At 73.6% G+C, this 26,646-nt stretch carries 21 protein-coding genes and 1 pseudogene; 5 read left to right on the top strand and 17 right to left on the bottom strand.

Going from position 1 to position 26,646, the window contains the following annotated elements:
* Positions 1 to 229: 229 nt before the first annotated feature.
* Positions 230 to 1,339 (bottom strand): 4Fe-4S binding protein, encoded by a 1,110-nt coding sequence (locus ACZ4VF_RS22120; RefSeq protein WP_467927936.1) that lies wholly within the window; start codon positions 1,337 to 1,339, stop codon positions 230 to 232.
* A gap of 164 nt (positions 1,340 to 1,503) precedes the next feature.
* Between ACZ4VF_RS22120 and ACZ4VF_RS22115 the strand changes: the two genes are divergently transcribed.
* Both ACZ4VF_RS22115 and ACZ4VF_RS22110 read left to right on the top strand, forming a co-directional pair.
* Positions 1,504 to 2,208 carry an SDR family oxidoreductase gene (locus ACZ4VF_RS22115; protein ID WP_467927935.1) on the top strand — a complete coding sequence of 235 codons (705 nt, stop codon included), beginning with the start codon at positions 1,504 to 1,506 and terminating at the stop codon, positions 2,206 to 2,208.
* A gap of 243 nt (positions 2,209 to 2,451) precedes the next feature.
* Positions 2,452 to 4,070: pseudogene (locus ACZ4VF_RS22110) on the top strand (ABC-F family ATP-binding cassette domain-containing protein).
* 219 nt (positions 4,071 to 4,289) lie between these two features.
* On the opposite strand, the gene ACZ4VF_RS22105 reads toward ACZ4VF_RS22110, so the two are convergent.
* Positions 4,290 to 5,075 (bottom strand): SDR family NAD(P)-dependent oxidoreductase, encoded by a 786-nt coding sequence (locus ACZ4VF_RS22105; RefSeq protein WP_467927933.1) that lies wholly within the window; start codon positions 5,073 to 5,075, stop codon positions 4,290 to 4,292.
* Positions 5,076 to 5,237: 162 nt separating this feature from the next.
* Here ACZ4VF_RS22105 and ACZ4VF_RS22100 point away from each other — a divergent pair, with 162 nt between their 5' ends.
* Both ACZ4VF_RS22100 and ACZ4VF_RS22095 read left to right on the top strand, forming a co-directional pair.
* Complete coding sequence (locus ACZ4VF_RS22100) at positions 5,238 to 5,879, top strand: TetR family transcriptional regulator (RefSeq protein WP_467927932.1); 642 nt, start codon at positions 5,238 to 5,240, stop codon at positions 5,877 to 5,879.
* 303 nt (positions 5,880 to 6,182) lie between these two features.
* Positions 6,183 to 7,634: a WGR domain-containing protein gene (locus tag ACZ4VF_RS22095; protein ID WP_467927930.1), complete on the top strand. Its 1,452-nt coding sequence runs from the start codon at positions 6,183 to 6,185 to the stop codon at positions 7,632 to 7,634.
* Between the two features lie 20 nt (positions 7,635 to 7,654).
* On the opposite strand, the gene ACZ4VF_RS22090 is transcribed toward ACZ4VF_RS22095, so the two are convergent.
* The 15 genes from ACZ4VF_RS22090 to ACZ4VF_RS22020 all read right to left on the bottom strand — a co-directional run bounded on the left by ACZ4VF_RS22090 (position 7,655) and on the right by ACZ4VF_RS22020 (position 24,885).
* Complete coding sequence (locus ACZ4VF_RS22090; protein ID WP_467927929.1) at positions 7,655 to 8,977, bottom strand: cation:proton antiporter; 1,323 nt, start codon at positions 8,975 to 8,977, stop codon at positions 7,655 to 7,657.
* 1 nt (position 8,978) lies between these two features.
* On the bottom strand, positions 8,979 to 10,337 hold the full coding sequence (locus ACZ4VF_RS22085; protein WP_467927928.1) for an MFS transporter: 1,359 nt from the start codon (positions 10,335 to 10,337) through the stop codon (positions 8,979 to 8,981).
* Positions 10,338 to 10,342: 5 nt separating this feature from the next.
* Positions 10,343 to 11,581: an ATP-grasp domain-containing protein gene (locus ACZ4VF_RS22080; RefSeq protein ID WP_467927926.1), complete on the bottom strand. Its 1,239-nt coding sequence runs from the start codon at positions 11,579 to 11,581 to the stop codon at positions 10,343 to 10,345.
* Entirely contained in the window at positions 11,578 to 12,843 is a 1,266-nt protein-coding gene (locus ACZ4VF_RS22075; RefSeq protein WP_467927925.1) for an ATP-grasp domain-containing protein, read from the bottom strand. The genes ACZ4VF_RS22080 and ACZ4VF_RS22075 overlap by 4 nt, the downstream gene beginning before the upstream one ends.
* 15 nt (positions 12,844 to 12,858) lie before the next feature.
* Positions 12,859 to 13,659, bottom strand: a complete 801-nt coding sequence (locus ACZ4VF_RS22070; protein WP_467927924.1) for an SDR family NAD(P)-dependent oxidoreductase — start codon at positions 13,657 to 13,659, stop codon at positions 12,859 to 12,861.
* Positions 13,652 to 14,839 carry an acyl-CoA dehydrogenase family protein gene (locus tag ACZ4VF_RS22065; protein ID WP_467927922.1) on the bottom strand — a complete coding sequence of 396 codons (1,188 nt, stop codon included), beginning with the start codon at positions 14,837 to 14,839 and terminating at the stop codon, positions 13,652 to 13,654. Before ACZ4VF_RS22065 ends, ACZ4VF_RS22070 begins: the two co-directional genes overlap by 8 nt.
* Positions 14,836 to 15,150 carry a YciI family protein gene (locus ACZ4VF_RS22060; RefSeq protein WP_467927920.1) on the bottom strand — a complete coding sequence of 105 codons (315 nt, stop codon included), beginning with the start codon at positions 15,148 to 15,150 and terminating at the stop codon, positions 14,836 to 14,838. Before ACZ4VF_RS22060 ends, ACZ4VF_RS22065 begins: the two co-directional genes overlap by 4 nt.
* Before the next feature lie 63 nt (positions 15,151 to 15,213).
* Positions 15,214 to 16,410: a cytochrome P450 gene (locus ACZ4VF_RS22055; RefSeq protein ID WP_467927919.1), complete on the bottom strand. Its 1,197-nt coding sequence runs from the start codon at positions 16,408 to 16,410 to the stop codon at positions 15,214 to 15,216.
* Entirely contained in the window at positions 16,400 to 17,152 is a 753-nt protein-coding gene (locus tag ACZ4VF_RS22050; RefSeq protein ID WP_467927917.1) for a thioesterase II family protein, read from the bottom strand. Before ACZ4VF_RS22050 ends, ACZ4VF_RS22055 begins: the two co-directional genes overlap by 11 nt.
* Positions 17,152 to 18,888: a non-ribosomal peptide synthetase gene (locus ACZ4VF_RS22045; protein ID WP_467928002.1), complete on the bottom strand. Its 1,737-nt coding sequence runs from the start codon at positions 18,886 to 18,888 to the stop codon at positions 17,152 to 17,154. The genes ACZ4VF_RS22050 and ACZ4VF_RS22045 overlap by 1 nt, the downstream gene beginning before the upstream one ends.
* A gap of 102 nt (positions 18,889 to 18,990) precedes the next feature.
* Complete coding sequence (locus tag ACZ4VF_RS22040) at positions 18,991 to 20,121, bottom strand: GNAT family N-acetyltransferase (RefSeq protein WP_467927916.1); 1,131 nt, start codon at positions 20,119 to 20,121, stop codon at positions 18,991 to 18,993.
* Positions 20,118 to 20,681, bottom strand: coding sequence for a flavin reductase family protein (locus tag ACZ4VF_RS22035; protein ID WP_467927915.1), 564 nt, complete (start codon positions 20,679 to 20,681; stop codon positions 20,118 to 20,120). Before ACZ4VF_RS22035 ends, ACZ4VF_RS22040 begins: the two co-directional genes overlap by 4 nt.
* Complete coding sequence (locus ACZ4VF_RS22030; RefSeq protein ID WP_467927914.1) at positions 20,671 to 22,299, bottom strand: tryptophan halogenase family protein; 1,629 nt, start codon at positions 22,297 to 22,299, stop codon at positions 20,671 to 20,673. Before ACZ4VF_RS22030 ends, ACZ4VF_RS22035 begins: the two co-directional genes overlap by 11 nt.
* 379 nt (positions 22,300 to 22,678) lie before the next feature.
* Positions 22,679 to 24,253 (bottom strand): glycerol-3-phosphate dehydrogenase/oxidase, encoded by a 1,575-nt coding sequence (locus tag ACZ4VF_RS22025; RefSeq protein WP_467927912.1) that lies wholly within the window; start codon positions 24,251 to 24,253, stop codon positions 22,679 to 22,681.
* Positions 24,250 to 24,885, bottom strand: coding sequence for a TetR/AcrR family transcriptional regulator (locus ACZ4VF_RS22020; RefSeq protein ID WP_467927911.1), 636 nt, complete (start codon positions 24,883 to 24,885; stop codon positions 24,250 to 24,252). Before ACZ4VF_RS22020 ends, ACZ4VF_RS22025 begins: the two co-directional genes overlap by 4 nt.
* A 130-nt stretch (positions 24,886 to 25,015) precedes the next feature.
* Here ACZ4VF_RS22020 and ACZ4VF_RS22015 point away from each other — a divergent pair, with 130 nt between their 5' ends.
* A complete protein-coding gene (locus ACZ4VF_RS22015) occupies positions 25,016 to 26,608 on the top strand; it encodes an FAD-binding oxidoreductase (RefSeq protein ID WP_467927910.1) in 1,593 nt (530 codons plus the stop codon).
* Positions 26,609 to 26,646 lie beyond the last annotated feature (38 nt).

The raw sequence follows: 26,646 nt of genomic DNA, 5'->3' as shown, positions 1-26,646 counted from the left end.
CGCCCGGACGTTCCGGCTGGCGCGCACGGGCGTGGCGCCGGAGGGTCGGAACAGGACGCCCGGCGGGTCTTCGCGCAGGGCCCGCGGTGCGGGTACGACCGCCGGGGCCTGGGCCCACGGACCGGCACGCCGCCCGGGCCGCACCAGCGGCGGCGGGCCGACCGGCAGGGTCGGGGAACGGTCAATCCATGCGCTCGGGCCGTTCCCCGCCCCGTCGGACACCGGCCGGTCACGCCGGACCGGGGTCCTGCCGCTGCCGCCCCGGCGGGCGCCAGCCGCCGCTGACCTCCTTGGTCGGCTTGTGCGGGTAACGGCGCTCGGCGTACCGCTGTGCCGCGGAGCCCGGCAGGACGTAGAGCGTCTCCGTCTTGTCCTGCAAGGGGCGCAGCACCGTGTCCAGGTACTGCTTGCGGTCGTCGAGGTAGGGACCGAGCACGTCCTCGCCGGCGGGGCAGACGGCCAGGCAGTAGCCGGACTTGTAGCTGGGCTTGAAGGCGAGGCTCTGCCACATCGAGGCGTTCTCCGGGTCGGTCACCCGCTCCCGGAAGTCGGCGGCGTCCGCGCTGTCGGCCACCGTCTGCGCCCAGTCGGTGAAACCGCTCATGAACTCCCGGTAGTTGTGGGTCGTGCAGGCCAGGGCGTCGAACGCGCCGTCCTTGCCGATCGCGCCGATCGGGCACGCGGCGACGCACAACTTGCAGTCCACGCACGGGTTGTAGTCCAGCGGCTGCCCGTACGCGCTCACCGGGGCGTCCACCAGGACCGTGGCCAGCAGGACGAAGCTGCCGAACCGGGGGTGGATGACATTGCGGTGCAGACCCATCACGCCCAGTCCGGCGGCCACGGCCACGGTCTTGTGGGCCACCACCCAGATCCGGCCCGGGAAGCGCTCCATCTCCTGGGGGAAGCCCGCCGACGGGTTGAGCGCGCGGTGGCCGGCGTCCTGCAGGGCCCGGGTCACGGCGCGGGCGGCCGCGTTGACCTGTTCGTCGGTCTGGTGGAACTCCTGGTTCGCCACGCTGCGGGCGGGGGAGCGGGTGCTGTCCCGGTTCATCCGGACCACGAGGGAGACCAGGGTGCGGGTTCCGGGCAGTGCGGCGAGGACGTGCTCGCGCTCCCCGGCGAGGTCCGGGTGGTCGAGGCTCACGGCGGCGGCGTCGTCCGCGCCGGCCTCACGGCACAGGGCGCGCAGCCAGCCGGCGTCGATCACCGGGGGCCGCGCGGGAGCTGCCGCCCGCTCCGCCCGCTGTGCCAGTACCGCCCGCACGGAGGGGTGGGCGGCGAGTGTGGCGGGCAGCTTCCGGGGCCCCGCGCGCTCGGTGGTGTCCTGCTCGCTCATACTGGCCTCTCCCTGCTGAGTTGGAATTTCAAACTCACTATGGAGGGTGGCCGGGGGTTCGGGCAAGGGGTTCCCGGCCCCGAGGGGCGGCTCGGGGTTGCTGTGGGAAACCGATCGGTTTACGGTGGTGGAAACCGATCGGTTTCCCGCCTGGAGGCACCCGCATGACCTCGATCAAGAACTCAGTCGTCCTGGTCACCGGCGGCAGCCGCGGCCTGGGCAAGGCCGTGGTGGAGGAGCTGTACGCGCGCGGCGCCGCCAAGGTGTACGCCACGGCCCGCGACCCGCGCAGCGTCACGCACCCCGACGCCGTACCCCTCGCGCTGGAGGTCACCGACCCGGCGTCCGTCGCGGCCGCCGCGGCACAGGCCCAGGACGTCACGGTCCTGGTCAACAACGCCGGCATCTCGCTCGGCGCCCGCTCCTTCCTGGACGCGGCCGTGGACGACGTACGCCGGGAGTTCGAGACCAACTTCTACGGGCCCCTGCTCGTCACCCGGGCCTTCGTGCCGATCGTCGAGCGCAACGGCGGCGGACATCTGCTCAACGTCCACTCCGTGCTCTCCTGGGTCGGCGTCGCCGGCTCCTACAGCGCCACCAAGGCGGCCCTGTGGTCCCAGACCAACTCGCTCCGCCTGGAGCTGGTCCCCCGGGGCATCGGTGTCACCGGACTGCATGTCGGCTACATCGACACGGACATGGTCGCGGACGTGGACGCCCCCAAGTCGACGCCCGAGGCCGTCGCCGCGCTCGCGCTCGACGGTGTCGAGGCCGGGGCGTACGAGGTCCTGGCCGACGACCTCAGCCGGCAGGTCAAGGCCGGGCTGTCGGGCGACCTGGCGGCGCTGTACCCGCAGCTGGCCGGCTAGCCCGCGGCTGCCCGGGGCGCGCCCTCATGGGGCCGTCACGGAGGAGCCGTTACGGAGAGCCGTCACGGAGGAGCCGCCAGGGAGAGCAGAGCCGTCACGGCCGTCACGGAGCCGGAGAAAACGGCATGCGCCGGCACGGGCGCCCGCGGTACCGTGCCGGCATGTCGACGCCCCGAATCTCCTAGCCGAGGACCCGCTTCCGCGCCAGAAGTGTGTCCTTTCGCTTTTTCGGAGCGTTTACCGATGATCACCGTTCGTGACGCCGAGCTGCGTGCCGGCGCCCGCCTCCTGCTCTCCGGCGTGTCCTTCACCGTCTCCCCCGGGGACCGGATCGGCCTCGTGGGCCGCAACGGCGCCGGCAAGACCACCCTGCTGAACACCCTCGCCGGGCGGACCCGGCCCGCCGCCGGTGCCGTCACCCGCACCGGGCCGGTCGGCTTCCTGGCCCAGGACTCGCGCGCCGCCGACCCGCCGAAACCGTCGCCGGCCGGATCCTGTCCGCCCGGGGACTCGACAGCGCACTGCGCGCCCTCCGCGAGGCCGAGGCGGCGATGACCGGGGCGGCGGCCGCCGGTACCGCCGACGCGGCGGCGCTGGACCGGGCGATGCACGCCTACGCACGTGCCGAGGCCGCCTTCCAGGCCGGCGGGGGCTACGCCGCCGAGGCCGAGGCGTCCCGCGTCGCGGCCGGACTGGGCCTGCCCGAACGGCTGTTGGCCGAACCGGTCGGCGCCCTCTCCGGCGGGCAGAAGCGCCGGGTGGAACTGGCTCGCATCCTGTTCGCCGGCACCGACCGCACCCTGCTGCTGGACGAGCCGACGAACCACCTCGACGCCGACTCGCTCGCCTGGCTGCGCACGTTCCTCCGGGCCCACCAGGGCGGTCTGGTCCTGATCAGCCACGACACGGCGCTGCTCGCCGACGTCGTCAACCGCGTCTTCCACCTGGACGCCACCCGGGCCGTCCTCGACATCCACAACACCGGCTGGCGGACCTACCTGAGCCGGCGGGACGCGGAGGAGCGGCGCCGCACCCGGGAGCGGGCGAGTGCCGAACGCAAGGCCGCCGCCCTGCACGCGCAGGCCGACCGGATGAAGTCCCGCTCCGCCACCGCCACCACGGCCCGGAGCATGGCCCGGCGGACCGACCGGATGCTGGCCGGACTGGAGCCGGCCCGGCGCACCGAGAAGACCGCCCGGATCCGGCTGCCCGAACCCGCCCCCTGCGGACGGACCCCGCTCGGCGCGATCAGCCTCGCCAAGGCGTACGGCGGCCACCGCGTCCTCGACGGGGTGGACCTGGCGGTGGACCGGGGCGGCCGGCTGGTCGTGCTCGGCATCAACGGCGCCGGAAAGACCACCCTGCTGCGCGTCCTGGCCGGCGCGGAACGGCCCGACGCGGGACGGGTGGTGCACGGGCACGGGCTGCGCCTCGGCTACTTCGCCCAGGAGCACGACACGCTCGACCCCGGCCGCACGGTGCTGGAGAACCTCGCGCTCGCCGCCCCGCACCTGAGCCCGGGTGAGGCGCGGCGCGTGCTGGGCGCCTTCCTGTTCTCGGGCGACGACGCCGACAAGCCCGCCGGTGTGCTCTCCGGCGGGGAGAAGACCCGGCTGGCGCTGGCCGGCCTGGTGCACTCCGGGGCGAACGTGCTGCTGCTGGACGAGCCCACCAACAACCTCGACCCGGCCTCCCGGGACGAGGTGCTGGGCGCGGTCGGCTCGTACCCCGGCGCGATCGTGATGGTGACCCACGACGAGGACGCCGTCGACGCCCTGCGGCCGGACCGGGTCCTGCTCCTGCCGGACGCGGACGAGGACCTGTGGAACGAGGACCACCGGGACCTGATCGCGCCGGCCTGACGCCGAGGCCGGAAAGGTTCGCCGCCGTCGACGTGGAGGCCGGAAGCGGGGCCACCGCCGTGGACGCGCGGGTCGGAGGTGGGCGTCGCCGTGGACGCGCGGGCCGGAGTGGGTGTCGCCGTCGACGCGCGGGTCGGAGGTGGGTGCCGCCGTGGACGCGGGGGCCGGAGGTGGGTGTCGCCGTGGACGCGCGGGTCGGTGCCGCCGTGGACGCGCGGGTCAGAAGTGGGTGCCGCCGTCGACGCGGATCTCGGTGCCGGTGATGAACCCGCCGTCCCGCGAGCCGAGCATCGCGACCACGGACGCCACCGTCTCGGGGCCGGCGAATCCCCGGCCGAGGGCGGGGGAGAGCTTCGCGAACAGGCTCATGTCGGCGTCGGCGGGCAGCCCGGGCCCCTGGCTCTGCCCGCTGACACCGCTGCCGTCGGTCATTCCGCTGGCGATGGAACCGGGCTGGACGGCGGTGAAGCGGATGCCCCGGCCCGCGTACTCGGCGGCGAGGGCGTGCGTCATCGACTGGACGCCGCCCTTGCTCGCCGCGTACGCGGACATGTAGGGGTGCGCGAACGCGGCCGAGGTGGAGCTGAAGTTGACGACCGCCGCGTCCCGGCCGGCCAGCAGGGCCGGTATCGCCTCCCGGATCACCAGGAAGGTGCCGACGAGGTTCACCTGGAGGACGCGGGTGAAGTCCTCCAGGGGCGTCAGGTGGGTGTGGGACGAGCGCAGGATCCCGGCCGCGTTGACCAGCACGTCGAGGCCGCCGAGCGAGGCGGTCGCGGTGGCGACCGTGGCGCGCACGGAGGACTCGTCGGCGATGTCGACGACCAGGGTCGTCAGGCGGTCCGTGTGGCCGGCGGCCTTCTCCCAGGTGTCCCGCAGACCCCGCTCGCTGATGTCGGCGGCCACCACGCTGCCGCCCTCGGCGAGGATGCGCAGCACGGTGGCCTGACCGATGCCGGACCCGCCCCCGGTGATCAGTACACGGCGGCCTTCGTAGCGGTTCATGGTGTGTCTCCTGCCCGGCCCGCCGGTACCCGACGGGATCTGTGCGACGCCGGTTCTCCTGCCGTCCGACGTCCCGATGGCCTTCACGTTACGCCGTAGTGGCACGTTTTGTCATAACGGCATCACGTGCCAGCGACGGGTGCGGGGCCGTACCCTTCTGGAGTGAGCACCAAGCCGTCCTCCTCCCTGACCGAGCGCCGCAAGGCCGCGACCCAGCTGGACATCGCGCACGCGGCAGCCCAGTTGTTCGCCGCGCGGGGGCCGCACGCGACCACCGCCGAGGACATCGCCCGTCAGGCGGGCGTGGCGTTGCGGACCTTCTACCGCTACTTCCGCTCCAAGCAGGACGCGGTGAGCCCGCTGCTCGCGGACGGCGCCGACCGGTGGCGGGCGCTGCTGGAGGCGGCCGAGCCGGGTGAGGGCCTGTTCCGGGCGCTGGAGTCGGCGGTGGAACAGTCGCTGGCGGCACCGGACGAGGAGGCCGCCGGGGCGCTGCTGCGGACCCGGGGGCTGCTGCGCGCGGCCGAGGACGATCCCGCACTGCGCGCGGTGTGGTACCGCGTGAACCAGGAGTCCGAGGAAAGGCTCGTACCCGTCGTCGCCCGGCTCGCCGACGGCCGCCTCGGAGCACTGCAGGCCCGCCTGGTCGCGGCGGCCGCCACGGACGCGATCCGCATCGCCCTGGAGGCCTGGGCCGTCACGGAGGCCGACGTCACGGGCGAGGACTCCCCGGCCGCCCTGGCCCTCCGGTGCCTGCGCCAACTCCTGGGCGGAACGGAGGCGTTGCTGCCGGAGGGGGACTGAAGGGGCCAGGCCGTGTCGGAGTCCCGCAGGGCACTGCGCAGGGTACGGGCACGAGGGTGCGGGACCGCTCGCCTGGTCAGGCCGCGCGAGGCCGGTCCGGCCGTGCCCTTCCGACCCGGTGGCGAACCGCGCGCGGCAGCCGGGTCCCCTCCTGGACGGACGTGACGAGCACGGCACGCTCCGGGGCGCCCGGCCGGCGCACAGTCCGGGGCGGGGCCGACTGTCAGTGGGTGCCCCTACGGTGAGAAGCAGTTGAGGACCTGCTGGAACGGCCGCGGGTCCGCCTGGGGGAGGGGGTGTGCCATGTCCACGGCGTCCTCGGTGTCGACCACGTACCTGGAGCTGTCGCAGGAAGGCGGCGGCGCCCACAAGTTCTACGAGGTGACGGTCGACGGACAGGTCGTGACCGTGCGGTACGGCCGGATCGGCGCCGCCGGGCAGGTGCAGACGACGTCGTTCCCCACCGCCGAGAAGGCACGGGCCGCCGCCGCGAAGAAGGTGGGGGAGAAGGTCCGCAAGGGATACGCCCCGGCCGTCCGGGGCGGGCGCGCCCCGCGCGCGGTGACCCGGCGTCAGGTCAGCTCCGCCCCGTCCACCGCGCGGTCCGTGGCGCCGGTGCTGTGGCGGTTCCGCACCGGCTCCGCCGCGTTCGGCATCCACGTGGACGACGAGCGCTGCTGGGTCGGCAACCAGGCCGGTGACGTCTACACCCTGGACCACGAGGGCGCCGTGCTCGCCCGCTTCAGCCTGCCGGACGGGGTGAAGTGCCTGGTCGCCGACGACTTCTGGATCTACGCGGGCTGCGATGACGGGAAGGTGTACGACCTCTCCTCCAAACTCCCCTTCGCCGCCTACGACATCGCCTCCGACGTCGACATCTTCTGGCTCGACATCCACGAGGGCGTCCTCGACGTCTCGGACCGCGAGGGCCGGCTCACCGTCATCGACCACGAGGACGAACACCAGTGGTCCCGCCGCAGCCACGGAGAGCACGCCTGGATGGTCCGCGCCGACGACCGCGCCGTCTACCACGGCCACCAGCGGGGCGTCACCGCCTACGCACCCGACGGCGGCGGCGAACTGTGGCACACCCCCACCCACGGCGCCGTGCTCTTCGGCTGGCAGGAGCAGGACGCGGTGTACGCGGGCACCGCGCACCGGGTGGTCCAGCGGCTGTCGAAGGACACCGGCGCCGTCGAGGCGACGTACGCGTGCGACAGCCCGGTGTACTCGTGCGCCACCTCACCCGGCGGCCGGTTCGTCTTCGCGGGGGACGCGGCCTCCTCCGTCTACTGCTTCGACCGGGACGGCAGGCGGCTGTGGAAGCTCGGCACGGGCGGCGGTTCGGCGCTGTCGATGCAGTACCGCGACGAGCGGCTGTACCTGGTCACCACCGACGGCTCGCTGGTGTGCGTCGACGCGAGCGAGGCGGCGGTCTCGGCGGCCCAGCAGGGCACGGTTCCGGTGGTGCGGGACGTCAAGCTCGCCGCCGCCCTGCCGACGTACGCCCCGGCCACGGCGGCGGCCGCGGTGGCCACGGTCGACCGGGCGCCCGTCGGGGCCGTGGTGGTGGAGTGCGTCCAGCAGGGCGGCCGGCTCCGGGTGCACGTGCTCTCCGACGGTTACGACTCCTCCTGGAACGTCCAGTTCCCGCGCGCGATACGCGAGCCCGGCGCCCGGTACGTCGTGGACGCCCTGCACCCGGCCGCGGGCGGCTTCTACCGCGTCCGCGGTGACATCCGCCGCCTGCTCTGACCCCTCGTCCACGGAGGGACTCAGCCGCGGGCGGAGGCCGCAACGGACGCGTCGGACGCACCGGAGGCGGCGGCGATGAGCTGCTTCTCCCGGGTCGCGGGCATCGCCCACCGGAAGAGGGGCAGCGCCATGCCGGTCGTCACCACGGCGACCAGCACCAGCACGGAGAAGACGTCCCGCGAGATGATGTGCTCGGCCAGGCCGATGTTGATGAAGATCAGGATCATCAGTCCGCGGGCGTTCATCAGACCGCCGACGGCCCATGACTCCCGCCAGCCGAAACCGATGCTCCGCATCGCCAGGGCGCAGCCGGTGTACTTCCCGGTGACCGCCGCCGCCAGCATCAGCAGGAAGGCGATCAGCATCGACCATCCCCCGATGCCGTCGAGCTGGGTGTTGAGCCCGGAGAAGGTGAAGAAGGCCGGGAGCATGAGCACGCAGACCATGTCCATCATGCGCTGGTGCAGCGCCGCGACGAACGCCGGGTTCTTCGGCATGGACAGCCCGGCGATGAATCCGCCGAAGACCGAGTAGACGCCGATCAGGTCGGTGAACCAGCCGGCGGCCAGGACGACGGCGAGGACGATGTAGAGGTGGTCGAAGCCGAGCCGGCCGGTCCGCTCCACCCGCTCGCCCAGCGGTTTCAGGGCGCGGGCGACGAACACCAGCATCACGAGGGAGAAGAGAGCGGCGAGGCCGATGGTCCCCAGCGCCTTGCCCAGCCCGTGGTTCCCGTGCAGCGCCGTCAGGACGGCGAGGAAGCACCAGGCCGCGGCGTCGTCCAGGGAGGCCCCGAGGAGGGAGAGGCGCCCCAGGCGGGAGTGCTGCAGGTTCCGCTCGTACAGGATGCGGGCGAGCATCGGGAAGGCCGTGATCGACAGGGCCCCGCCCAGGAAGAGGCTGAACTCGCCCATGCCCACGCCGGGCAGCGACATCTCCCCGTGCAGCGCGGCGCCCACCGCCATCCCCAGGACCAGCGGTACCCCGATGCCCGACAGGGCCAGCACGGCGGCCCGGCCACCGTCCCGGGCGTCGGCGGCCTTGTGGCTGAAGCCCGACCCCACGAGGAACATGAAGAGAGTGAGGCCCACCGTGCTCCACACGTAGAGGACCGATTTGACGTCCGCCGAGAAGAACGACGTCTGGCTGTGCGGCCAGAGCTTGCCCAGCACGGTCGGGCCCAGGAGGACACCGGCGACCATCTCGCCGAGCACCCGTGGTTGTCTCAGCGCCACGGCCAGCCGGCCGCACACCCCGGACGCCACCAGCACCACGAGGACGGCGGGCACGACGTCCAGCAGCAGGCTCATGTTCCTGTCCGTCGGCGTGTTGAAGAAGGACATCTCAGTTCTCCTCGGTGTGCCGGTGCCGTGGGTGCTCCCGGTCGCGCACGGCCCACCCGACACTCCGGGGCGCCACCGCACCCGCCGCCGCCAGGAGGGCGCCGACCAGCAGCCAGGCGAGCGCGCCACGGCTGATCACCAGGGCGACGACCAGGGGAGCGATGATCTGTTGCAGGCCCACGCCGAGCCAGAAGAGGGAGACGTAGGCGGATTCCTGGCCGCTGCGGGCCAGACCGTAGGAAACGCCCCAGCCGCCCGCGGACTGGAACAGCTCGCCCGCCGTCAGGGCGACGGCCGAGGTGAGGAGGACCGCGACGGCGGGCACGGCCGACAGGCGGGGCACAAAGGCGAGCAGGGCGCAGCACACCGCGAGGGCGAGCCCGGCCGTCCGCATCAGCCGGGCCGCGGTGGCCGGTTCCTCGGCCCCCCGGCTCGCCCGCACCTGGAAGAGGACGGCCAGGACGGCGTTGAGGACCACCACGGCGGAGACCGTCGACCGGGGTGCGTGCGACGCCTGGGTCACCCACATCGGTATGCCGACGCTCAGCAGGGTGATGTGCATCGTCAGCGCGCCGTTCAGGAGCGCGAGCACGACGTACGGGCGGTCCCGGAAGACGTCGAAGGACAGCGTCCGGCGCAGCCGGGAGGCGTCCGCCGTCGCACCCGGCCGCAGTGGCAGCCGCCCGGCGATGACGGCCAGGCCCACGAACGACGCGGCGTTGGCGAGGATGACCGTGGCGTAGGCCGACCAGTGGTCCGCGAGGAGCGCGAGGCTGCCCAGCAGGGCGCCGCCCGCGTACCCGCAGTTGCGGACGGCTCCCATGACCGCCATGGTGCGCACCCGGGCGTCCTCGGGCACGGCCATGCCGACCAGCACCTGCCCGAGCGGCGCGGCCGCCTTGTCGACCAGGCCCATGAGCACCATGAGCACCGCGAAGGACGTGAAGCCGGGGACGAAGGGGTAGACGAGGAAGCACGCCGCCCGCCACAGGGTGACCAGCACCAGCAGACGTCTGGGCCCGAAGCGGTCGGCGACCATCGCCACAGGCACGGTCGTCACCAGCCCCACACCGGCCGCCAGGCTGAGGCCGGCGGCGACCTGGGAGGCGGACAGCCCGACGGCGCGGGTGAGGAAGACCACGGAGACGGAAAGGAACGCTCCGGTCCCGGTGGCGTCGGCGAGGGCCATCGCGACGAGGCCGCGTTCGGCGCGGCCGGAGGGCCACAGGGCCGTCAGCCGCCGCCCGAGCCGCGTCCACGGCGCCGGCGCGGCCCGGCCGTCCGCCACGCGGGCCCCGTTCCCCGCTCCGGCCGCGTCCCCCGCTCCGGTCTGCTCGGCCGAGGTGTTCCCGTTCGCCATGGCCGTCACCGGGTCCGCACGCGGACCGAGGCGGCGGCGGCGACGGCCCGGCTGTTCGCCTCCTCCGGGGTCCGGCCGGTGGCCAGCGCGTAGCCGTACCGGTCCCAGGAGGACGACCACGGACGTATCCGGTCGCCCTCGCCGACCGTCACCTGGAGACTGTGCACACCCGGACGCCGGCGGGCCTCCGCCACACCCTCCACGGACACCACCTCGCCGGGCGGCGCGGACATGAACCGGATGGCGGCCGCTCCCGCCGCCCGCTGCGGAAGGCGCGGGCGCCGGCCCGCCAGGATCTCGATCAGGGCCGGCCGGATCCCGGTCGCGTAGGCCAGGTCGAGCAGATCGGTCAGGCGGTCGCCGGGGCACCTGCCGGCGCACTCGACCAAAACCAGCTCGCTCCCCGTCATGATCCATTCCGCGTGCAGGATCCCGGACCCGAACCCGGTCGCGTCGATGAGCCGGCGCATCGCGGTGCGCATGTCCCGCTCCGTCCCGGCACCGACCGGGGCCGGCAGGACATGGCCGGACTCCACCGGATGCCGGCCGCCGATCACCGACTTCTCGGTCACGTTGAAGAACTCGATGTGCCCCTCGCGCACCAGGACCTCGACGCTGTACTCGGTGCCGTACACCCGTTCCTCGGCGAGGAAGCGCCGGTCCGTCGGACGGTCCGGCGCATGGCCGGGCTCGGCGGCCTCCAGCAGCGTCCGCCAGGCCCGTTCGGCCTCGGAAAGGTCGCAGTGGTCGAGCAGCTGGACACCGACGCTCGCCTGGCGGTCGGCGGGCTTGACCACCACGGGGCCGCCCTCGGCGAACTCGACGATGTCGCGCGGTCCGTGGATCTCCCGCCAGCGGGGCGCCGGCATCCCGGCCCTGCCGGTGACGTCCCGCAGCAGCAGCTTGTCGCGGAGGATGCCGGCCGCCCGGGACGTCGCGCCCGGCAGGCCCAGCTTCTCCGCGATCGCCGCGGCGGCGGGCACGGCGTACTCCAGGGCCGGCACCACCGCCTCGAACGGCCGGTTCCGGTGCAGTTCCGTCGCGATGTCGAGGCAGTCGCCGCCCTGCTGGTAGGCGGCCGGGACCACGTCGCGCAGGCAGGCCCGGCGCTCCGCCTCCCCGGCCAGGCCGCGGTGCCGGATGTTGTCGGGCTCCTCCAGCACCACGATGCTGTCGTCGGGGACGGCCCCTTCCACCGCGTCCAGGAAGACGGAGCCGAAGCCGACCATGAGAACGTGCGTCACCGGTGGGTCCCTTCGTGGTGCGTCGGACCGCCGTGCGGGCGGACGGCCGGGTCGAGGCTCAGGAACTGGTCGCGCACGAAGGCCACGTTCTCCGCCACCCGCGCGTGGCCGTCCGCGCCGGTCGCGTGGAAGACGGCCCGGCCCGTGCGCCAGTAACCGAGGCGGATGCCCTCGTGCTGCCGTACCTTCGGCCGGGCCCGTGCGTCGAGAGTCAGCTCCATGACGGCGCCGGCATGGGGGAAGTCGTACGAGTTCCAGCGGAACGGGGCCCCCGCCCAGCCGCCGAAGAACGCCACCCCGGCGGTGCCCCGGGCCCGCGGGACGTCGGGCGTCTCGCCGCGCAGCAGGGCCGCGAACCAGATGTCGTAGGCGCGGATCCCGTACGCCTCGGCCAGCAGGTGCACGATGCTTCCGCCGCCGAACCGGGTGTGCAGTTCGACCAGTTCCACCCGGCCGTCGTGCAGCTTCAGCTCCGCGTGCAGCGCCGAGGTCCGGATCTTCAGCACCGAGACGACGTCCTGGAGGTAGGTCAGCACCCGGCCGTGCCATTCCTCGGTGTGCCGGCTCGGCATGACATGGCCGACCTCGTAGTAGTGGGGGACACCGGTGTTGAACTTGTCGGTCAGAGCGAGGAGGCGGACCTCGCCGTTCACACAGACCCCCTCGGCGCTGATCTCGTCGCCCGGGATCACCGACTCCACGATCAGGCGGTCCCGCCCGGACGCGGCGGCCGCGCCGGGGTCGTAGGAGTCCGTCAGGGCGGCCAGGTCCGACGGGGCGGCGATGTGCCGTACGCCGTGGCTGCCGGTGAAGGCCACGGGCTTCACCACGACCGGGAGGTCCGCCGACGCGAGCACCCCGGGCAGGTCCCGCAGCGACGTCTCGCGGCAGTCCACGGCGGTCAGTCCGGCGGCCCGCAGGAGCGAACGGGTGCGGAACTTGTCCGTGACGGCGGCCTCCGTCTCCGCCGGGGTGCCCGGCAGACCGAGGGCCTCGCGGACCTGCGCGGCGAGCACGGTGGTCAGTTCGGTGATGGAGACGACGTGGTCGGGCCGGGCGTCACCGCAGGCGGCGACGACGGCGGACACGCTCAGCTCCTCCACCGGCAGGAAGGTGCAGCCCTCGGGCGGCCGGACCGCGCCGAGCGCCCGCTCGGTGTCGGCCACGACCGGCCGGCTGCCGAGTGCGTGCGCCGCCCGCACGGCGAGTGCCAGCTCGTCCCGGCTCCAGGGCAGTCCCACGATCAGTATCGATGCGCTCACTGGAGTTCCGGGCCCCTAGGCGGTCTTGTCGTCGTCGGGGACCGGGTCGGCGGGGGGCCGCATGCGCAGCAGCCGCGCGTCGCCCGCGATCCGCCCCACCAGGTCGTCGAGATCGTCCGTGAGGTGGACGAAGCGGCCGTGCAGGGCGTCGTAGCGGCCGGAGAGGAGCTGTGCCACCTTCTCGGCGGCGGCCTCCGGCGGCGACCAGGCGCTCTCGGGCAGCGCGTCGAGGTCGGGCCGGCCGGAGGTCATCTCGGTGCGCACCAGCCCCGGACTCAGGTCGAACAGGGTCACCCCGGAGCCGCGGACCTCGTCGGCGACGGCGTCGGTGAGACGCATCAGGCCGGCCTTGGAGACGCCGTAGGCCGAGCCGGCGCCGGACACCTTCGACCCCTGCAGCGAGTTGATGTTGACGATGTAGCCGCTGCGGCGGGCGAGCATCTCCGGCAGTAGGGCCCGGCACAGCAGCGCGGGTCCCCGCAGGTTCGTCTCGATCACCCGCCACCAGTCGTCGGGGTCCCACTCCGCGAAGGGCTGCGGCCGGCCGGCGTAGCCCGCGTTGTTGACGAGCACGTCCACGTGCCCGAACGCGTCGAGGACCGTGGCCCGGACCGCCTCGACGTCACCGCGCCGGGTGATGTCCGCCGCGGCCGTCAGGGCACGGCGGCCGAACCCCTCCACGAGCGCGGCCGTCTCCCGGAGCGGCCCCTCGGACCGTGCGACGAGCGCGAGGTCGTACCCGGACTTGGCGAGCCGCACCGCGATGGCGCGGCCGATGCCCCGGCTGGCCCCCGTGACCAGAGCGATGTCAGGCATGGTTGCTCCTTCGGATTCCGGGGTCGTCCGGCAGACCGGACGACCAGATGCATGCCGCGTAGGCGGCGGCCTTCGTGGCGTAGCGCAGCGTGCCGTGGCTGGCCACCGTCCGCAGGTCGCGCCACCGCCGTTGCAGTTCGTCCTCCACGGCCAGGCACTCGGTGCCGGCCGCCCGCAGGAGCCGGTCCACCGAGCTGAGCAGCAGTTCGGCCGCCTTCGCCGTGCCGCGTGCCTGGGCCGCCGCCCACAGGTCGCCGGCGGAGCGCGCCCCGGTCTCGTCGGCGGAGCCGGCGACACGCTCCAGCAGCAGCGCGGCCATCTCGATGTCGTCCACGGACCGCGACAGCGCGAGGTCGTAGCCGGCCCGCTCCAGAGCGGGGGTGCCGCCTCCGGTCGCGGCGAGCCGGCCGCGTATGCGCTCGGTCCACACGCGCGCCGCGCCCCGGGCCGTGCCGAGCGCCGGAGCGGCGAACGACAGACCGGTCACGGCCCGCAGCGGAACCGAGTAGAGGGTCCCGTGCGGGCCGGCCGTCCCGTTGTTCAACCCGGCGCGCGGGAACGACAGTTCCTCCGGGACGACGGCCTCCCGCACCACCACGGTGTGGCTGCCGGTGGCGCGCATCCCCAGGCTCGCCCAGGTCTCCTCCACCGTGTACGCCTCCCGGGGCAGCGCGAAGAACCGGGCGTCGGTGACCTCGCCCCCGTCGGGACGGGCGAGGAGGAGGGCCCAGCCGGCCGCGGTGCACGAGCTGACGTAGGGCCACCGGCCCCGGATCCGCCAGCCGCCCCGGACCTTCTCGAAGGTGCCCTGCGGCAGCAGAGAGCCGGCGATGAGGGTGTCGGGCCCGTCCCGCCAGATCCGCTCGCGCCCCTCCCGCGGCAGCCAGGCGGTGACGCGTCCCATGGTGGCGGCGAGGGAGGCGAACCACGCCGTGGAGCCGCACGCCTCGCCCAGCACCGCCGAGGCCCGCAGGAACGCGCGGAACGTGCCCTCCGCGCCGCCGTGCGCCCGCGGGACGAAGTGCCGGGCGAAGCCCGCCTCGACGACCGCGGAGACCACCTCCGCGGAGAGCGCCGCCTCCCGGTCCGCGTCCGCCGCCCGCGCGGCGGCGAGCCGCGCGACCGGCCGCGCCGCGTCCACCAGCGACCGCGCACCGCCCCCGTCCGGCGCGCCCGTCACCGGAGCTCTCCCCGTACGACCGCGAGCACGTCCGGGTGGGCGCGCCGGGCACCCATCGTGAACACGGTGTACTCCGACACACCCGACCGGACGAAGGGGTCCTCGGCGATGACGGCGTCGAGTTCGGCGCGGGTGACGCCGCGGGCGAGGATCACCCCGCCGTACTCCTCGGGCCGGGTCTGGCCGGACAGCACGAAGACGCCCGCTGCGTGGTGTTTCTCCAGGTAGGCGATGTGCCCGGGGGTGTGCTTCTCGACCTCGGCGGGATCCCCGACGTGATGCACGATGAGCACGAAGAGCTCGGGTGACATGACCGTCCTTACGTTGGCGGAAGACAGGAGGCTCCGGAAGCCGTGGTGCGGCGGGGCACGGCGTCACGCCGGAGTGACGGCGACCGGCAGGCTGCGCACGCCCCAGGTGAAGTTCGAGGCGTTGAACAGGGCTTCCCCGGTGAGCCGGAACTCCTTGACCCGGGACGCCAACTCCTCGAAGAGAACGCCGAGTTCGAGCCGTGCCAGGCGGGCGCCGAGGCACAGGTGCCGTCCGGCGCCGAAGGTGATGTGCCGGTTGGGGGTGCGCCGGACGAGGAAGGCGTCGGGGTCGGCGAACACGGACTCGTCGCGGTTGGCGGACGCGTTCCACACGGTGACCCGGTCGCCGGGGGCGATGTCGACGCCGCCGACACGGGCGGGACGCAGCGCGGTCCGCAGCGCGTGCACACCGGGCACGGTCCAGCGCAGGATCTCCTCGACGGCCGCCGGGATCGCCTCCGGTCCCGACGAGGAGCGCAGGAGCTCCCACTGTCCCGGGTTCTCCACGAACGCCAGGACGCCGCCGGCCGCCGAATAGCGTGTCGTCTCGTTCGCGCCGGCCAGCACCCCGTTGCAGTTGAAGACGATCTCCTCGTCGGTGAGGGGCCGTTGCCCACCGGTCTCCTCGGACAGCGCGCCGTCCGCCGCGATCCGGCTCAGGAAGTCCTCGCCGGGGGACTTCCGGCGTTCGTCGAGCAGCTCGGCGAAGTACAGGAAGATCTCGCTGTGCGCCCCGGACCGGGTCTGTTCGTCGGCTCCCTCGAAGGCCTCGGTGGCGATGTCCCCGAGCCACTCCCAGTCGGCGCGGGGGACGCCCATGAACGCGCAGACCACCCGGTTGGGCACCTGTTTGGCGATGTCGATGAAGTCGAATGCCACGCGGTCCAGGGCCTCGGTGACGGTCTCGCGGACCACCTGGCGGACGAGCGCTTCGAACCGGGGCATCTCGTTGGGTGCGAAGGCGCCGGCCAGGACCCGCTTCAGGCGGGTGTGGTCCGGCGCGTCGGAGACGATCAGCATGCGCTGGGCCACGGCGGACACCGCCTCGGGGTTGCTGTCCAGCCGCATGCCGTAGCGGGAGCTGAAGGAGTCGTGGTCCGTGTAGACGGCGACGATGTCGTCGTAGCGGGTCACCACCCAGAAGCCGCCGCCGTCCGGGTGGTCGTGCCAGTGGACCGGGGCCTGCTGCCGCAGGTGCCGCAGCGTCGGCCAGAAGGCGTTGGCGGCGAAGAGATCGGGGTCGAGGAGGTCAACTCGCATGGCGGTCCCCTTCTCGGGCGAGCGTCCCCAGCAAGGCGGTGACGTCGTCGGTGCGTTCGGCGCAGAAGTAGTGGCCGCCGGGGAACTCCCGCCGGCGGAAGTCGTCCGTGTGGACGGCCCATGGGGCGAGATGGGCGGCGGTGACGGTGGTGTCGTCCCGGCCGCCCCAGGCCTCGACGGGGACGGGGAGGACCACGCTGCCCGGATCCCGGTAGGTGAGCGACAGTTCCACGTCGGCGCGCAGGGTCTCCAGCATCAGTTCCCGGGTGCCGGGGTCCAGCAGGTCGGGGTCGAGGTCGCGGGCCGCCAGCAGCTTCTCCAGCTCGTCGTCGGCGGCGAGCAGACCGTTGCCCGCCCCGACCCACAGCCGGGGTGCCCGGCAGGCCGCCACCACGAGGGCCACGGGGGTCCTGCCGTGGTCCGCCGTCAGACGGCGTACGACCTCGAAGCCGAGCAGCCCGCCGAAGCTCTGCCCGAACACCGTGCAGGGCTGGCCGGGCGCGAGCAACGCGTCGGCCTCCGCGGTGATCTCCCGCACCGCCTCGTCCAGCGTGCCGGGCATCGGATCCGACCAGCGGGACTCCCGCCCGGGCAGGGCCACCCCGATGACCGACACGTCGTCACCGAGCAGCTCCTGCCAGGGACGGTACTGGCCGCAGCCCGCCCCCGCCGGCGCCAGACACAGCAGCGCGGGGGCCCGCCGGGGCGCCGGATGCCACGGGCGCAGCCACGACCCGCCCATCAGTCGTTCACCGCCGTCGTCCCGCCGCCGGCGCCGGACTCCGCCGCGATCCGGTCGAGCGCGGCGGCCAGTCCGGCGATGGTCGGGGAGGCCAGCAGATCACGTACCGAGATCCGCAGACCGGTGCTGCGCCGCAGCTCGGACACGGTGCGGGCAGCCAGCAGCGAGTGACCGCCGAGCGCGAAGAAGTCCGCGTCCACGTCCGGCACGGACCGGCCGAGTACGTCCTCCCAGGCGGCCTGCACCTGTCGTTCGCGCGGTGTCCGCGCGGCGCGTCCGCCGGGGCGGGCGGCGATCTCGTCGGCCGCCCGCGCCAGCGCGGCCCGGTCCACCTTGCCGGACGGCGTCGTCGGCAGCGCCTCGACGGTGATCACCACCGTGGGGACCACGGCGGCGGGGAGCCGGGTGGCGCAGTGGTCGACGACCCGTGCCGGCCAGTCCGGCGCGGCCGTCTCCGGGCCGCCGAGGACGGCCAGACCGAGGTTGTCGCCCGTGGCGGTGCGGAAGGCGGCGCAGGCGCGCACCCCGGGCAGCTCGCCCGCCGTCCGTTCCACCTCGGGGAGCTCCACCCGGAAGCCGCGGATCTTGATCTGTTCGTCGGCCCGGCCCACGTGGCGCAGTTGCCCGTCCGGCAGCCGGCTCACCAGGTCGCCCGTCCGGTACATCCGCCCCCCGGCCCCGGAGCACGGGTCCTCGACGAAGGACCGCTCGGTGAGGTCCGGGCGGTTGCGGTAGCCGCGGGCCACGCCGGGCCCGCCGATGTACAGCTCGCCCACCTCCCCGGGCGGTGTGGGGCTGCCGTCCTCGGCCAGGATGTGGACGTGGTAGCCGGTCAGGGGGCGGCCGATCGTGGTGACGTCGTCCCCCCGGGCGCTGTCCGCCCAGGTCGCGGCGATCGTCGTCTCCGTGGGGCCGTAGACGTTGAGCACGCGCAGGCCGTCGGGCAGCCGCCGGACCAGGCCGGGCGGGCACGGTTCACCGGCCAGGACCAGCGTCTCCACGCCGTCCAGCGCGTCCGTGCAGGTGGCGAGCAGAGAGGGGGTCAGGCAGACGGTGCGCGGCCGTGCCGCGGAGATCTGCTCCGCGAGGTCGCCCGCGGCCTCGTGGTGCAGGTCGATGATCGCCGTGCCCTGTCCGTGGAGGAGGTGGAGCAGGACGCACCACAGCCACCCGTCGAAGGCCGGGGAGACGGCGTTGATCCCCGTTCCGCCGGAGGGCAGTGCGAGTTCGGTGAGCGCCCGGAGGAAGGTGTCCAGGTTCCGGTAGGTGACCTCGACGCCCTTGGGCCATCCCGTCGTGCCCGAGGTGTAGACGACGTAGGCGGTGTCGTCGGGGCCGGCCGCGGGGAGCGGGGCCTCCCCGGCGGACGCGGCCGTGTCCGGGGGCGTGTCCGGCTCCGTGACGTGGCGCAGGCGCGGGACCGAGGCTCCGGCGGGGAGCCCGCCCAGCAGCATCCGGACGTCGGCGTCCTTGAGGATGTAACTCAGCCGGTCGGCGGGGTTGCGGTCGTCCAGGGGCACCAGGGCGGCCCCCGCCGTCAGCACCGCCAGCACGCCGACGACCTGCCGGTACGACCGGCCGTGGCTGACGCCGACCGCGGTGCCGGGGCCGGCGCCGCCGTCCCGGAGGGCGGCGGCCAGGGCACGCACCTCGTCGCTCAGCCGCCGGAAGGTGAGATCGCCGTCCGGTGCGGACACCGCCGTGGCCTCCGGTGTTCTCGCAGCCCATGCCTCCACTGCTTCGAGCAGGGGAAGCGGCCTGCCCCCGTGGTCCGCTCGATTCACGTTCCCTCCCCTTGCGTCCGGCACGCCGCGGCGCGGGCGGCGTGCCCGGTGGCGTCAGGTGAACAGGTCCCATTCCGCACGGTTCTTGACGGCCCGCCTCGTGCCGGGGTCGCCTTCGAGTTCCGCGAGCAACCGGGCGTTGTGCCGGCGTACCTGGTCCGCCGCCGGCACCAGCGGGCTGTCGGGGGACAGGTCGAGCATCCACAGCGGGCGCAGCTCGGCGCCGCGCAGGACCTTCGCCTCCAGGGCCTTCTTGCCGGCGTGCACCCAGCGGACGCCCAGCTCCCCGGCCAGCCTGATCTGGCTGTAGTAGACAAGGCTGAAGTACTCCTCGCAGCCCACCAGGTGGTCGTAGTCGAAGCTCGCCCACCGCAGGTACACGGCGTCGCCCCACACGTAGTACAGACAGAACCCGATCAGGGCTCCGTCGGGCGCATGGCACAGGGCCACGCGGCCGGCCGGCCCGGTCATCCGCGCGTACCGCTCGAACTCGACGCGGAACTCGGGGGTCCGTGTCGGATACCCGTACTTGAGGGCCATGGAGTTGGCCAGCGCGGGCAGCCGCTCCCAGCAGTCGGGCAGACCGACGTGCGTCATGCGGCAGCCGGCCTCCTCGAAGGCCCGTACCTCCCGGCGGACCGCCACCCGGCGCTTCGACGTCAGGGAGGCGAGCCAGGCGTCCCACCCGCCGGGCGGCACCTCGATCCAGGCGTCGGGTTCCAGCAGCACGGGCTGTGCCTCCACACCGGCGGCGCGCAGCAGCCGTACGTCCTCGGTGCCGAGGTACATCGCCACGCACGCCGTCTCGCGCGTCTCCAGCCGGTCGTGGGCCTGCCGGACCCGGGCGACCAGCTTAACCAGGAGAGCGGGGTCGTCCGAGTCGCGCAGCACGTGGGCCTGGTAGGCCAGTCGGGGCCCGACGAGCAGGCCGCCGGCCGGAGGGGCGGGCAGGTCCCGGCCGGTGAGGATCTTCTGCCAGTGGTAGTTCAGGGGCTGGGACCCGTCGAACTCCACGGTGGGTACGGCCGCCAGTCCGTCCGCCGTGGCCGCGTGCACCGCGCCCACGGTCGCTCCGGGATAGTCGGCACAGTGCCTCAGCCACATGCTCGACGAGTAGAAGTGGTCCGCGGCCAGGGCGTCCCAGGTCTCCGCGTCGAGACCGCCCAGCACACTGTCGTCCGTCATGCCGATCGCTTCCTCACACCGTCCGCTGGGACGGCCTTCCTCTTCGGTGGTGAGCCGTCCGTGACGGCGGGCTCGTCGCCGTGGCCGGGTCCGTCCGGCCAGCGGGCGTAGCGTCGCATCCCGTACAGCAGCGGAGGTCTTCCGCTGGTGACGGTGTGGGCGACCTCTCCCAGCACCACGGTGTGGTCACCGACGGGATGGGTGGCCCGTACCCGGCACTCCGCCATGGCGGCCGAGCAGTCCGGCAGCCAGGGGACCCCCGCGGGCGAGGGCTCCCAGGAGACCGCCGAGAACCGGTCGACATCGCGGGCCGAGAACAGCTCGGACATGTCGCGGGCGTCCCGGTCGAGCATGTTGACGCCGAACGTGCCCGTGCGCACGGCCGCCAGTGTGGCGCTGTCGCTGCGCAGGCACACCAGGAGGGTCGGCGGGTCGGTGCAGACGCTGGCGACCGACGAGCAGGTCATGCCGACGGGCTCACCGCCGGGACCGCGGGCCGTCACCACGGTCACCCCGCTGGGAAAGCGGCTCATCAGGTCCCGGAAGCCGTCAGCGGGCATGGCGGTCGCGGTCGCCGGAGCCGGCGGACGCTCCGTGGAAGTCACGCAGGTAGTCGTACATGGTCGGCAGGGTCCGCGTCAGCTCCCGCTGCCGCCGGGCCACGCCGTCGAACATTCTCTGCGCGGACGCCCGCCCGTCACGGCCGTACGCGAGCGGTGCGATGGGACGCTCCGGCAGCATGCCGAGGCCGGCGAAGATGCAGTAGTAGCTGCCGTTGGTCCAGAAGTTACGGAACTCCGCATCGAAGTTTCCGTAGTACGTCGACTCGTCGGCGGTCGGCAGATTGACAGGAATGCCCTTGAGGTACATCTCCGCCTTCTCGCGGATCTCCTCACCGAGGGTCAGCCCCTTGTTCGCCCGCCAGAACTCCGTGTCCTCGCGCGGCGAGAAATAGAAATGCGCCTGCAGGAAATCGCGGGACTCGTCGTACATCGCCGCGATCTCTTTGTTGAAGCGATCGGCGAATATCGGGCTGAAACTCTTGTCCGGGAAATGCCTGGCCAACTGGTAGATGGCCGCGTACGTGAAGTAGAGGCCGGTCGACTCCAGCGGCTCCAGGAAACAGGAGGACAGACCGATGCTGACGCAGTTCTTCACCCAGGACCGCCGGTTACGGCCCACCCGGAACCGGATGCGGTTGAACTCCCGGTCGGCGGAGAGTCCCCAGAGCGCGGTGAAGTCCCGTACCGCCTCGTCCTCCGTCGCGAAGTGGCTGGAATAGACGTACCCGGTGCCGAAGCGGCCGAGCAGCGGCGTCTTCCAGGCCCACCCGGACTTCATGGCGATGGACGACGTGTACGGCTCGATCCCGTGGGCCGCGTCGTCGTGCGGCACGGGGCAGGCCAGGGCGCTGTCGCAGAGCAGGTGGTCGCTCTGGTCGAGGAACGGTTCCTCCATGACCTGGTTGATCAGCGCGCCGCGGAAGCCGGAGCAGTCGATGAACAGGTCGCCCTCGAGGGTGCGCCCGCTCTCCGTGCGCAGGGAGCGGATGAAGCCGTTCTGGTCCAGCTGGACGTCCACCATCCGGTCCTGGACGTGCTGGACCTGCTGTTTCTCCACGGACCAGCGCCGCAGGTAGTCGGCGACCAGATGGGCGTCGAAGTGCCAGGCGTACCGGGTGGCGGGCCGGCCGTCGCGGTGGCGCGGGGCGAGGTTGCCGTCCATCAGGACCGGGTCGACGAAGCAGCTGTAGTCGAAGGGCAGGTCGGTCTCGCCGCGCGCCGCGCGGTCGGACCAGTGATGGGTGATCGGGACGCCGTCTTCCTGCGGAAGGATGCCGAACGGGTGGTGGAAGTGGTCCGGCCGGCCGTTCAGCATGCGCGCGGTGGGACTGCCCTCACCGGGGGTCCGCCAGTTGATGAACTTCACGGCCATCTTGAAGGAGGCGTTGCACTCGCGCATCCACTCGTCCTCCGGGATGCCGAGGAAGTCGAAGAAGACGCGCTGCAGGTTCGGCACGGTGGCCTCGCCGACCCCGATCTTCGGAATGGCAGGCGCTTCGAGAACCGTGATGCGGACCGCTCCCTGTAACGCCTTGCCGAGATATGCGGCGCTCATCCAGCCCGCCGTGCCGCCGCCGAGGATCACTATGTGTTCGATGTTGTCCGACACCGACATCCTCCGTTTCCCGGGGGCGTGCCCCAGGGTGCATTCTACCCGCGTGCGTCTCCTCGGCAATGGCTTTCCGTGCACCGCCCGCCGCAAACACGTTGCGGCATTTTGCCATATCGTGCACTTACTGTTGTCGGGGGTATCGGAATATGAGGAACAAGTCGCGAAACCGGCGCTCCGTGGCGATTCGCCGGGTGTAAGGCCCCGGCGTTTCCCGAGGGGTTGTACAACCCTGGTCCGGAGTAGTTGGACATCACTGGAGTGCGACCCTATTTCCGGAAATCCATCGGCATGTGCGGGGGCCGGCCGCACACCGGCGCCCGGGCTCCATCGAGCCCGGGCGCCGGTTGCGCAGGTCCCCTTCCGGTCGGGCTCCCCGGCCCCGTCACGGACGCGGGGCGGTCGCCCTTTCCACCATGTCCCGCGCGACGGCGAGGACTTCGGCGCGGTCCCCGGGCACCAGGCCGATCCGGGTGCGGCGGTCGAGGAGGTCGGACTCGTCCAGGGCGCCCTCGTGCCGGACCGCCCAGAGCAGTTCGGCCCGGGTGACGGGGTGGCCGGGCAGGACCGGTTCGGCCAGGGCGGGGTCCTCGGCGGCGAGGGCGTGGACCGCCACGGCCTCGGTGCCGTACCGGCGGACCAGGCGGCGGGGCGCGGGCAGCGCGCGCAGGCGGTCGGGGGCGGCGGCGCCGGTCAGCGGCAGCGCGGCGGTGGGGGAGGGGGCGGCGTCGAGCCCCCGGGACTCCACCACGGCGTCCACGGCGTCCTGCGCCATCCGCCGGTAGGTGGTGAGCTTGCCGCCGACGACGGTCGTGACACCGTCCGGGGAGGCCACCACCGCGTGCCGGCGGGAGATGTCGGCGGTGCGGGCCGGGGCACCGGCGTCCGCGGACGTGTCCAGCAGGGGGCGCAGTCCGGCGAAGGCGCCGACGACCTCCTCCCGGGTCACGGGGACGTCCAGGACGGAGCCGAGCACGTCCAGGAGGAAGCCGATATCGGTCTCCGGCACCTCCGGCACATCCGGGATGCCGCCGTCGACCGGCTCGTCCGTGAGCCCGACGTAGACCCGGCCGTCGCCCTGCGGCAGCACCAGGACGAAGCGGTTGGTCTCCCCGGGCACCGGGATGTGCAGGCCCGCCGGCAGGGTGCCGAGACGCTCCGAACGCAGCACCAGGTGGGTGCCGCGGGACGGGCGGATCCGGATGCCGTCGGCGAGGGTGCCCGCCCACACGCCGGTGGCGTTGATCACGGCGCGGGCCCTGATCTCGCCTTCCTCGCCGGTGAGTTCGTCCCGGATCCGGGCGCCCGCCCCGGTCAGCTCCAGCGCCCGTACCCGGGTCAGCACGCGGGCGCCGTGCGCGGCGGCCGTCCGGGCCAGGGCGGTGACCAGCCGGGCGTCGTCGGTCACCTTGCCGTCCCAGGACAGCAGCCCGCCGCGCAGCCCGGCCGCGCGCACCGAGGGCGCCAGGTGCCGGGCCTCGGTCGCCGACAGCCGGCGCGGGGCGGGCAGCACCTGGCGCGGGGTCCGGGCGGCCAGCCGCAGCACGTCCCCGGCCCGGAACCCGGCCCACGCCAGCGAGGCCTGTGCCCGGGAGACCAGCGGGGTCAGCGGCAGCACGAACGGCTGGGCGGCCACCAGGTGCGGGGCGGTCCGGGTCATCAGCACCCCGCGTTCGACCGCGCTCTCGTGGGCGACGTCGAACTGTGCGGAGGCCAGATAGCGCAGCCCGCCGTGGATGAGCTTCGAACTCCAGCGGGAGGTGCCGAACGCCAGGTCGTGGGCGTCCACCGCGACGACGTCCAGGCCGCGGGCCGCCGCGTCCAGGGCGGCTCCGGCGCCCGTGGCGCCCAGTCCGACGACCAGGACGTCGGCCACCCGGCCGTCCGCGGCCTCGGCCAGTTCCCGGCGGCGCCGGTGGATGCTGAGGGACGAGCCGGGCGCGGCCTCGGTGTGGCTCATGGCGTCAGGGTCCTCTCCAGGAGGGTGCGCAGCTCGCCGAGGAACGCGGCGGAGTCCAGCTCCGGATCGTCCTCGTCGGTCATCGTGCGCAGGGACAGGGTGAAGGACTGCACGGTCAACAGCAGGGCGCGGGCCTGCCGTTCGGTGTGGCCGGGCCGCACCGACCCGTCCGCGTGGCCCTCGCGCAACGCGTCGGCCAGCAGCGCCAGCAGCGCCTCCTGACTCGCGCCGCGCCGGTCGAGGACGTACGGCAGGAGCAGTTCCGGATCGACGTCGACGATCTTGTGGAACAGGGGGTGCGCGCGGAACGCCTCGACGCCGGCCACCATTCCGTCCACGATCCGGGCTCGCGTGGTGACGCCCGGCGCGGGTTCCGGTATGGCCCGGGTGGCCACGCCGATCCACTCCCGGGTCATCAGGTCGCCGACCAGGGTGCGCAGATCGGGCCAGCGGCGGTACAGCGTCATCCGGGAGACGCCGGCGCGGCGGGCCACGTCGGCGAGCGTGGTGCGGCGCACCCCGACCGCCAGCACACAGTCGCGTACCGCGTCGAGCACGGGGTCGTTGTCGGAACCGTTGCCCGAGCCGCTCTCGGAGCCGTTGCCCGAACCGTTGTGACGAATAGGCGTCATGTGTCACAGTGTAACGCCCCGGGGCCCGGACGGAAGCGGTCCGGCCCCGCGGAAGGCAGCCGAGCCGCGCCCGCCCGAGCACCGACCGAGCACACCGACCAGCACACCGACCTGTGAGGACGACCGTTCAATGGACATGCTGTGGAACGGCTGGGGCGACCCGGCCAAGGCGGCACCGCTGCCCGACTCGGTGACCGGGCTGCTGCGCGACCTGCTCGGCGTCAAGCCGCGCAGCACGCCCGCCCTCGCCCTGGAGGACATCCGCCCGCCCGCCCCCACGGCCGCCCCCGCCGCCCTGCGGGCGCTCGCCGCGGCCGTCGGCGGCGAGGAGCACGTCCGTACGGACGCGGAGAGCCGTGTCCGGCACACCCGCGGGAAGTCCACCCCCGACCTGCTGCGCATCCGCGCTGGCGACGTCACCGACGTCCCCCAGGCCGTCGTCCTGCCCGCCGACCACGACGAGGTCCTCGCGGTCCTGCGCGCCTGCGCGGCCCACGGTCTCGCCGTCGTGCCCTTCGGCGGCGGCACCTCGGTGGTGGGCGGACTCGCCCCCCAGCGCAGCGCGTTCGTCGCCCTGGACCTGCGCCGCATGAACCGCCTGCTCGACCTCGATCCCGTCTCCCGCACCGCCGTCCTCCAGCCCGGCCTGCGCGCCCCCGAGGCCGAGGCCCTGCTCGCCGGACACGGCTTCACCCTCGGCCACTTCCCGCAGTCCTTCGAGTGGGCCACCATCGGCGGCTTCGCCGCCGCCCGCTCCAGCGGACAGGCCTCCGCCGGATACGGCCGCTTCGACGACATGGTCCTCGGACTCACCCTCGCCACCCCCGAGGGCACCCTCGAGACCGGCCGCGCCCCCCGCTCCGCCGCCGGACCGGACCTGCGCCAGCTCATCCTCGGCTCGGAGGGCGCCTTCGGCGTCATCACCTCCGTCACCGTACGGATCCGCCCCCGCCCGGAGTCACGGGTCTACGAGGGCTGGCGGTTCGGCTCCTTCGAGGAGGGCGCCGCCGCTCTGCGCCGGCTCGCCCAGGACGGTCCCCGGCCGACCGTGCTGCGCCTGTCCGACGAGACCGAGACGCTCATCGGCCTCGCCCAGCCCGACGCGATCGGCGCCGGCCCGGCCCAGGGCGGAGCGGGCTGCCTGGCCGTCACCGGCTACGAGGGGACCGCCGAGGACACCGCCCACCGCCGCGAACGGGCGGCGGCCGTCCTGACGGACTGCGGGGGCACCCCGGCCGGCACCGAACCCGGCGAACGCTGGGCGCACGGCCGCTACTCCGCGCCGTACCTGCGCGACGCCCTGCTCGACGTCGGCGCGTTCGCCGAGACGCTGGAGACCGCGGCCTTCTGGTCCGCCGTCCCCGGCCTCTACACGGCCGTCCGTACGGCGCTCACCGACACCCTCACCCAGGCCGGCACCCCGCCCCTCGTCATGTGCCACATCTCCCACGTGTACGAGAACGGCGCCTCCCTGTACTTCACCGTCGTCAGCGCCCAGGGCGAGGACCCGGTGGCCCACTGGGCGCCCGCCAAGCACGCGGCCAACGAAGCCGTGCTGGCGGCCGGCGGCACCATCTCCCACCACCACGGGGTCGGCACCGACCACCGCGACTGGTTCGTCCGCGAGGCCGGCCCGCTCGGCGTCTCGGCCCTGCGCGCCGTCAAGCGCCGCCTGGATCCCGAGGGACTGCTCAACCCCGGCGTCCTGCTGCCCACCGACTGACCCCACCGACCCGACCCGACCGCCTGCCTCGGAGGCCC

Source organism: Streptomyces sp. NPDC029151, assembly GCF_055564315.1.
Note: the sequence above shows the minus strand (reverse complement) of the source record. Positions and strands in the feature narration are given on the sequence as shown.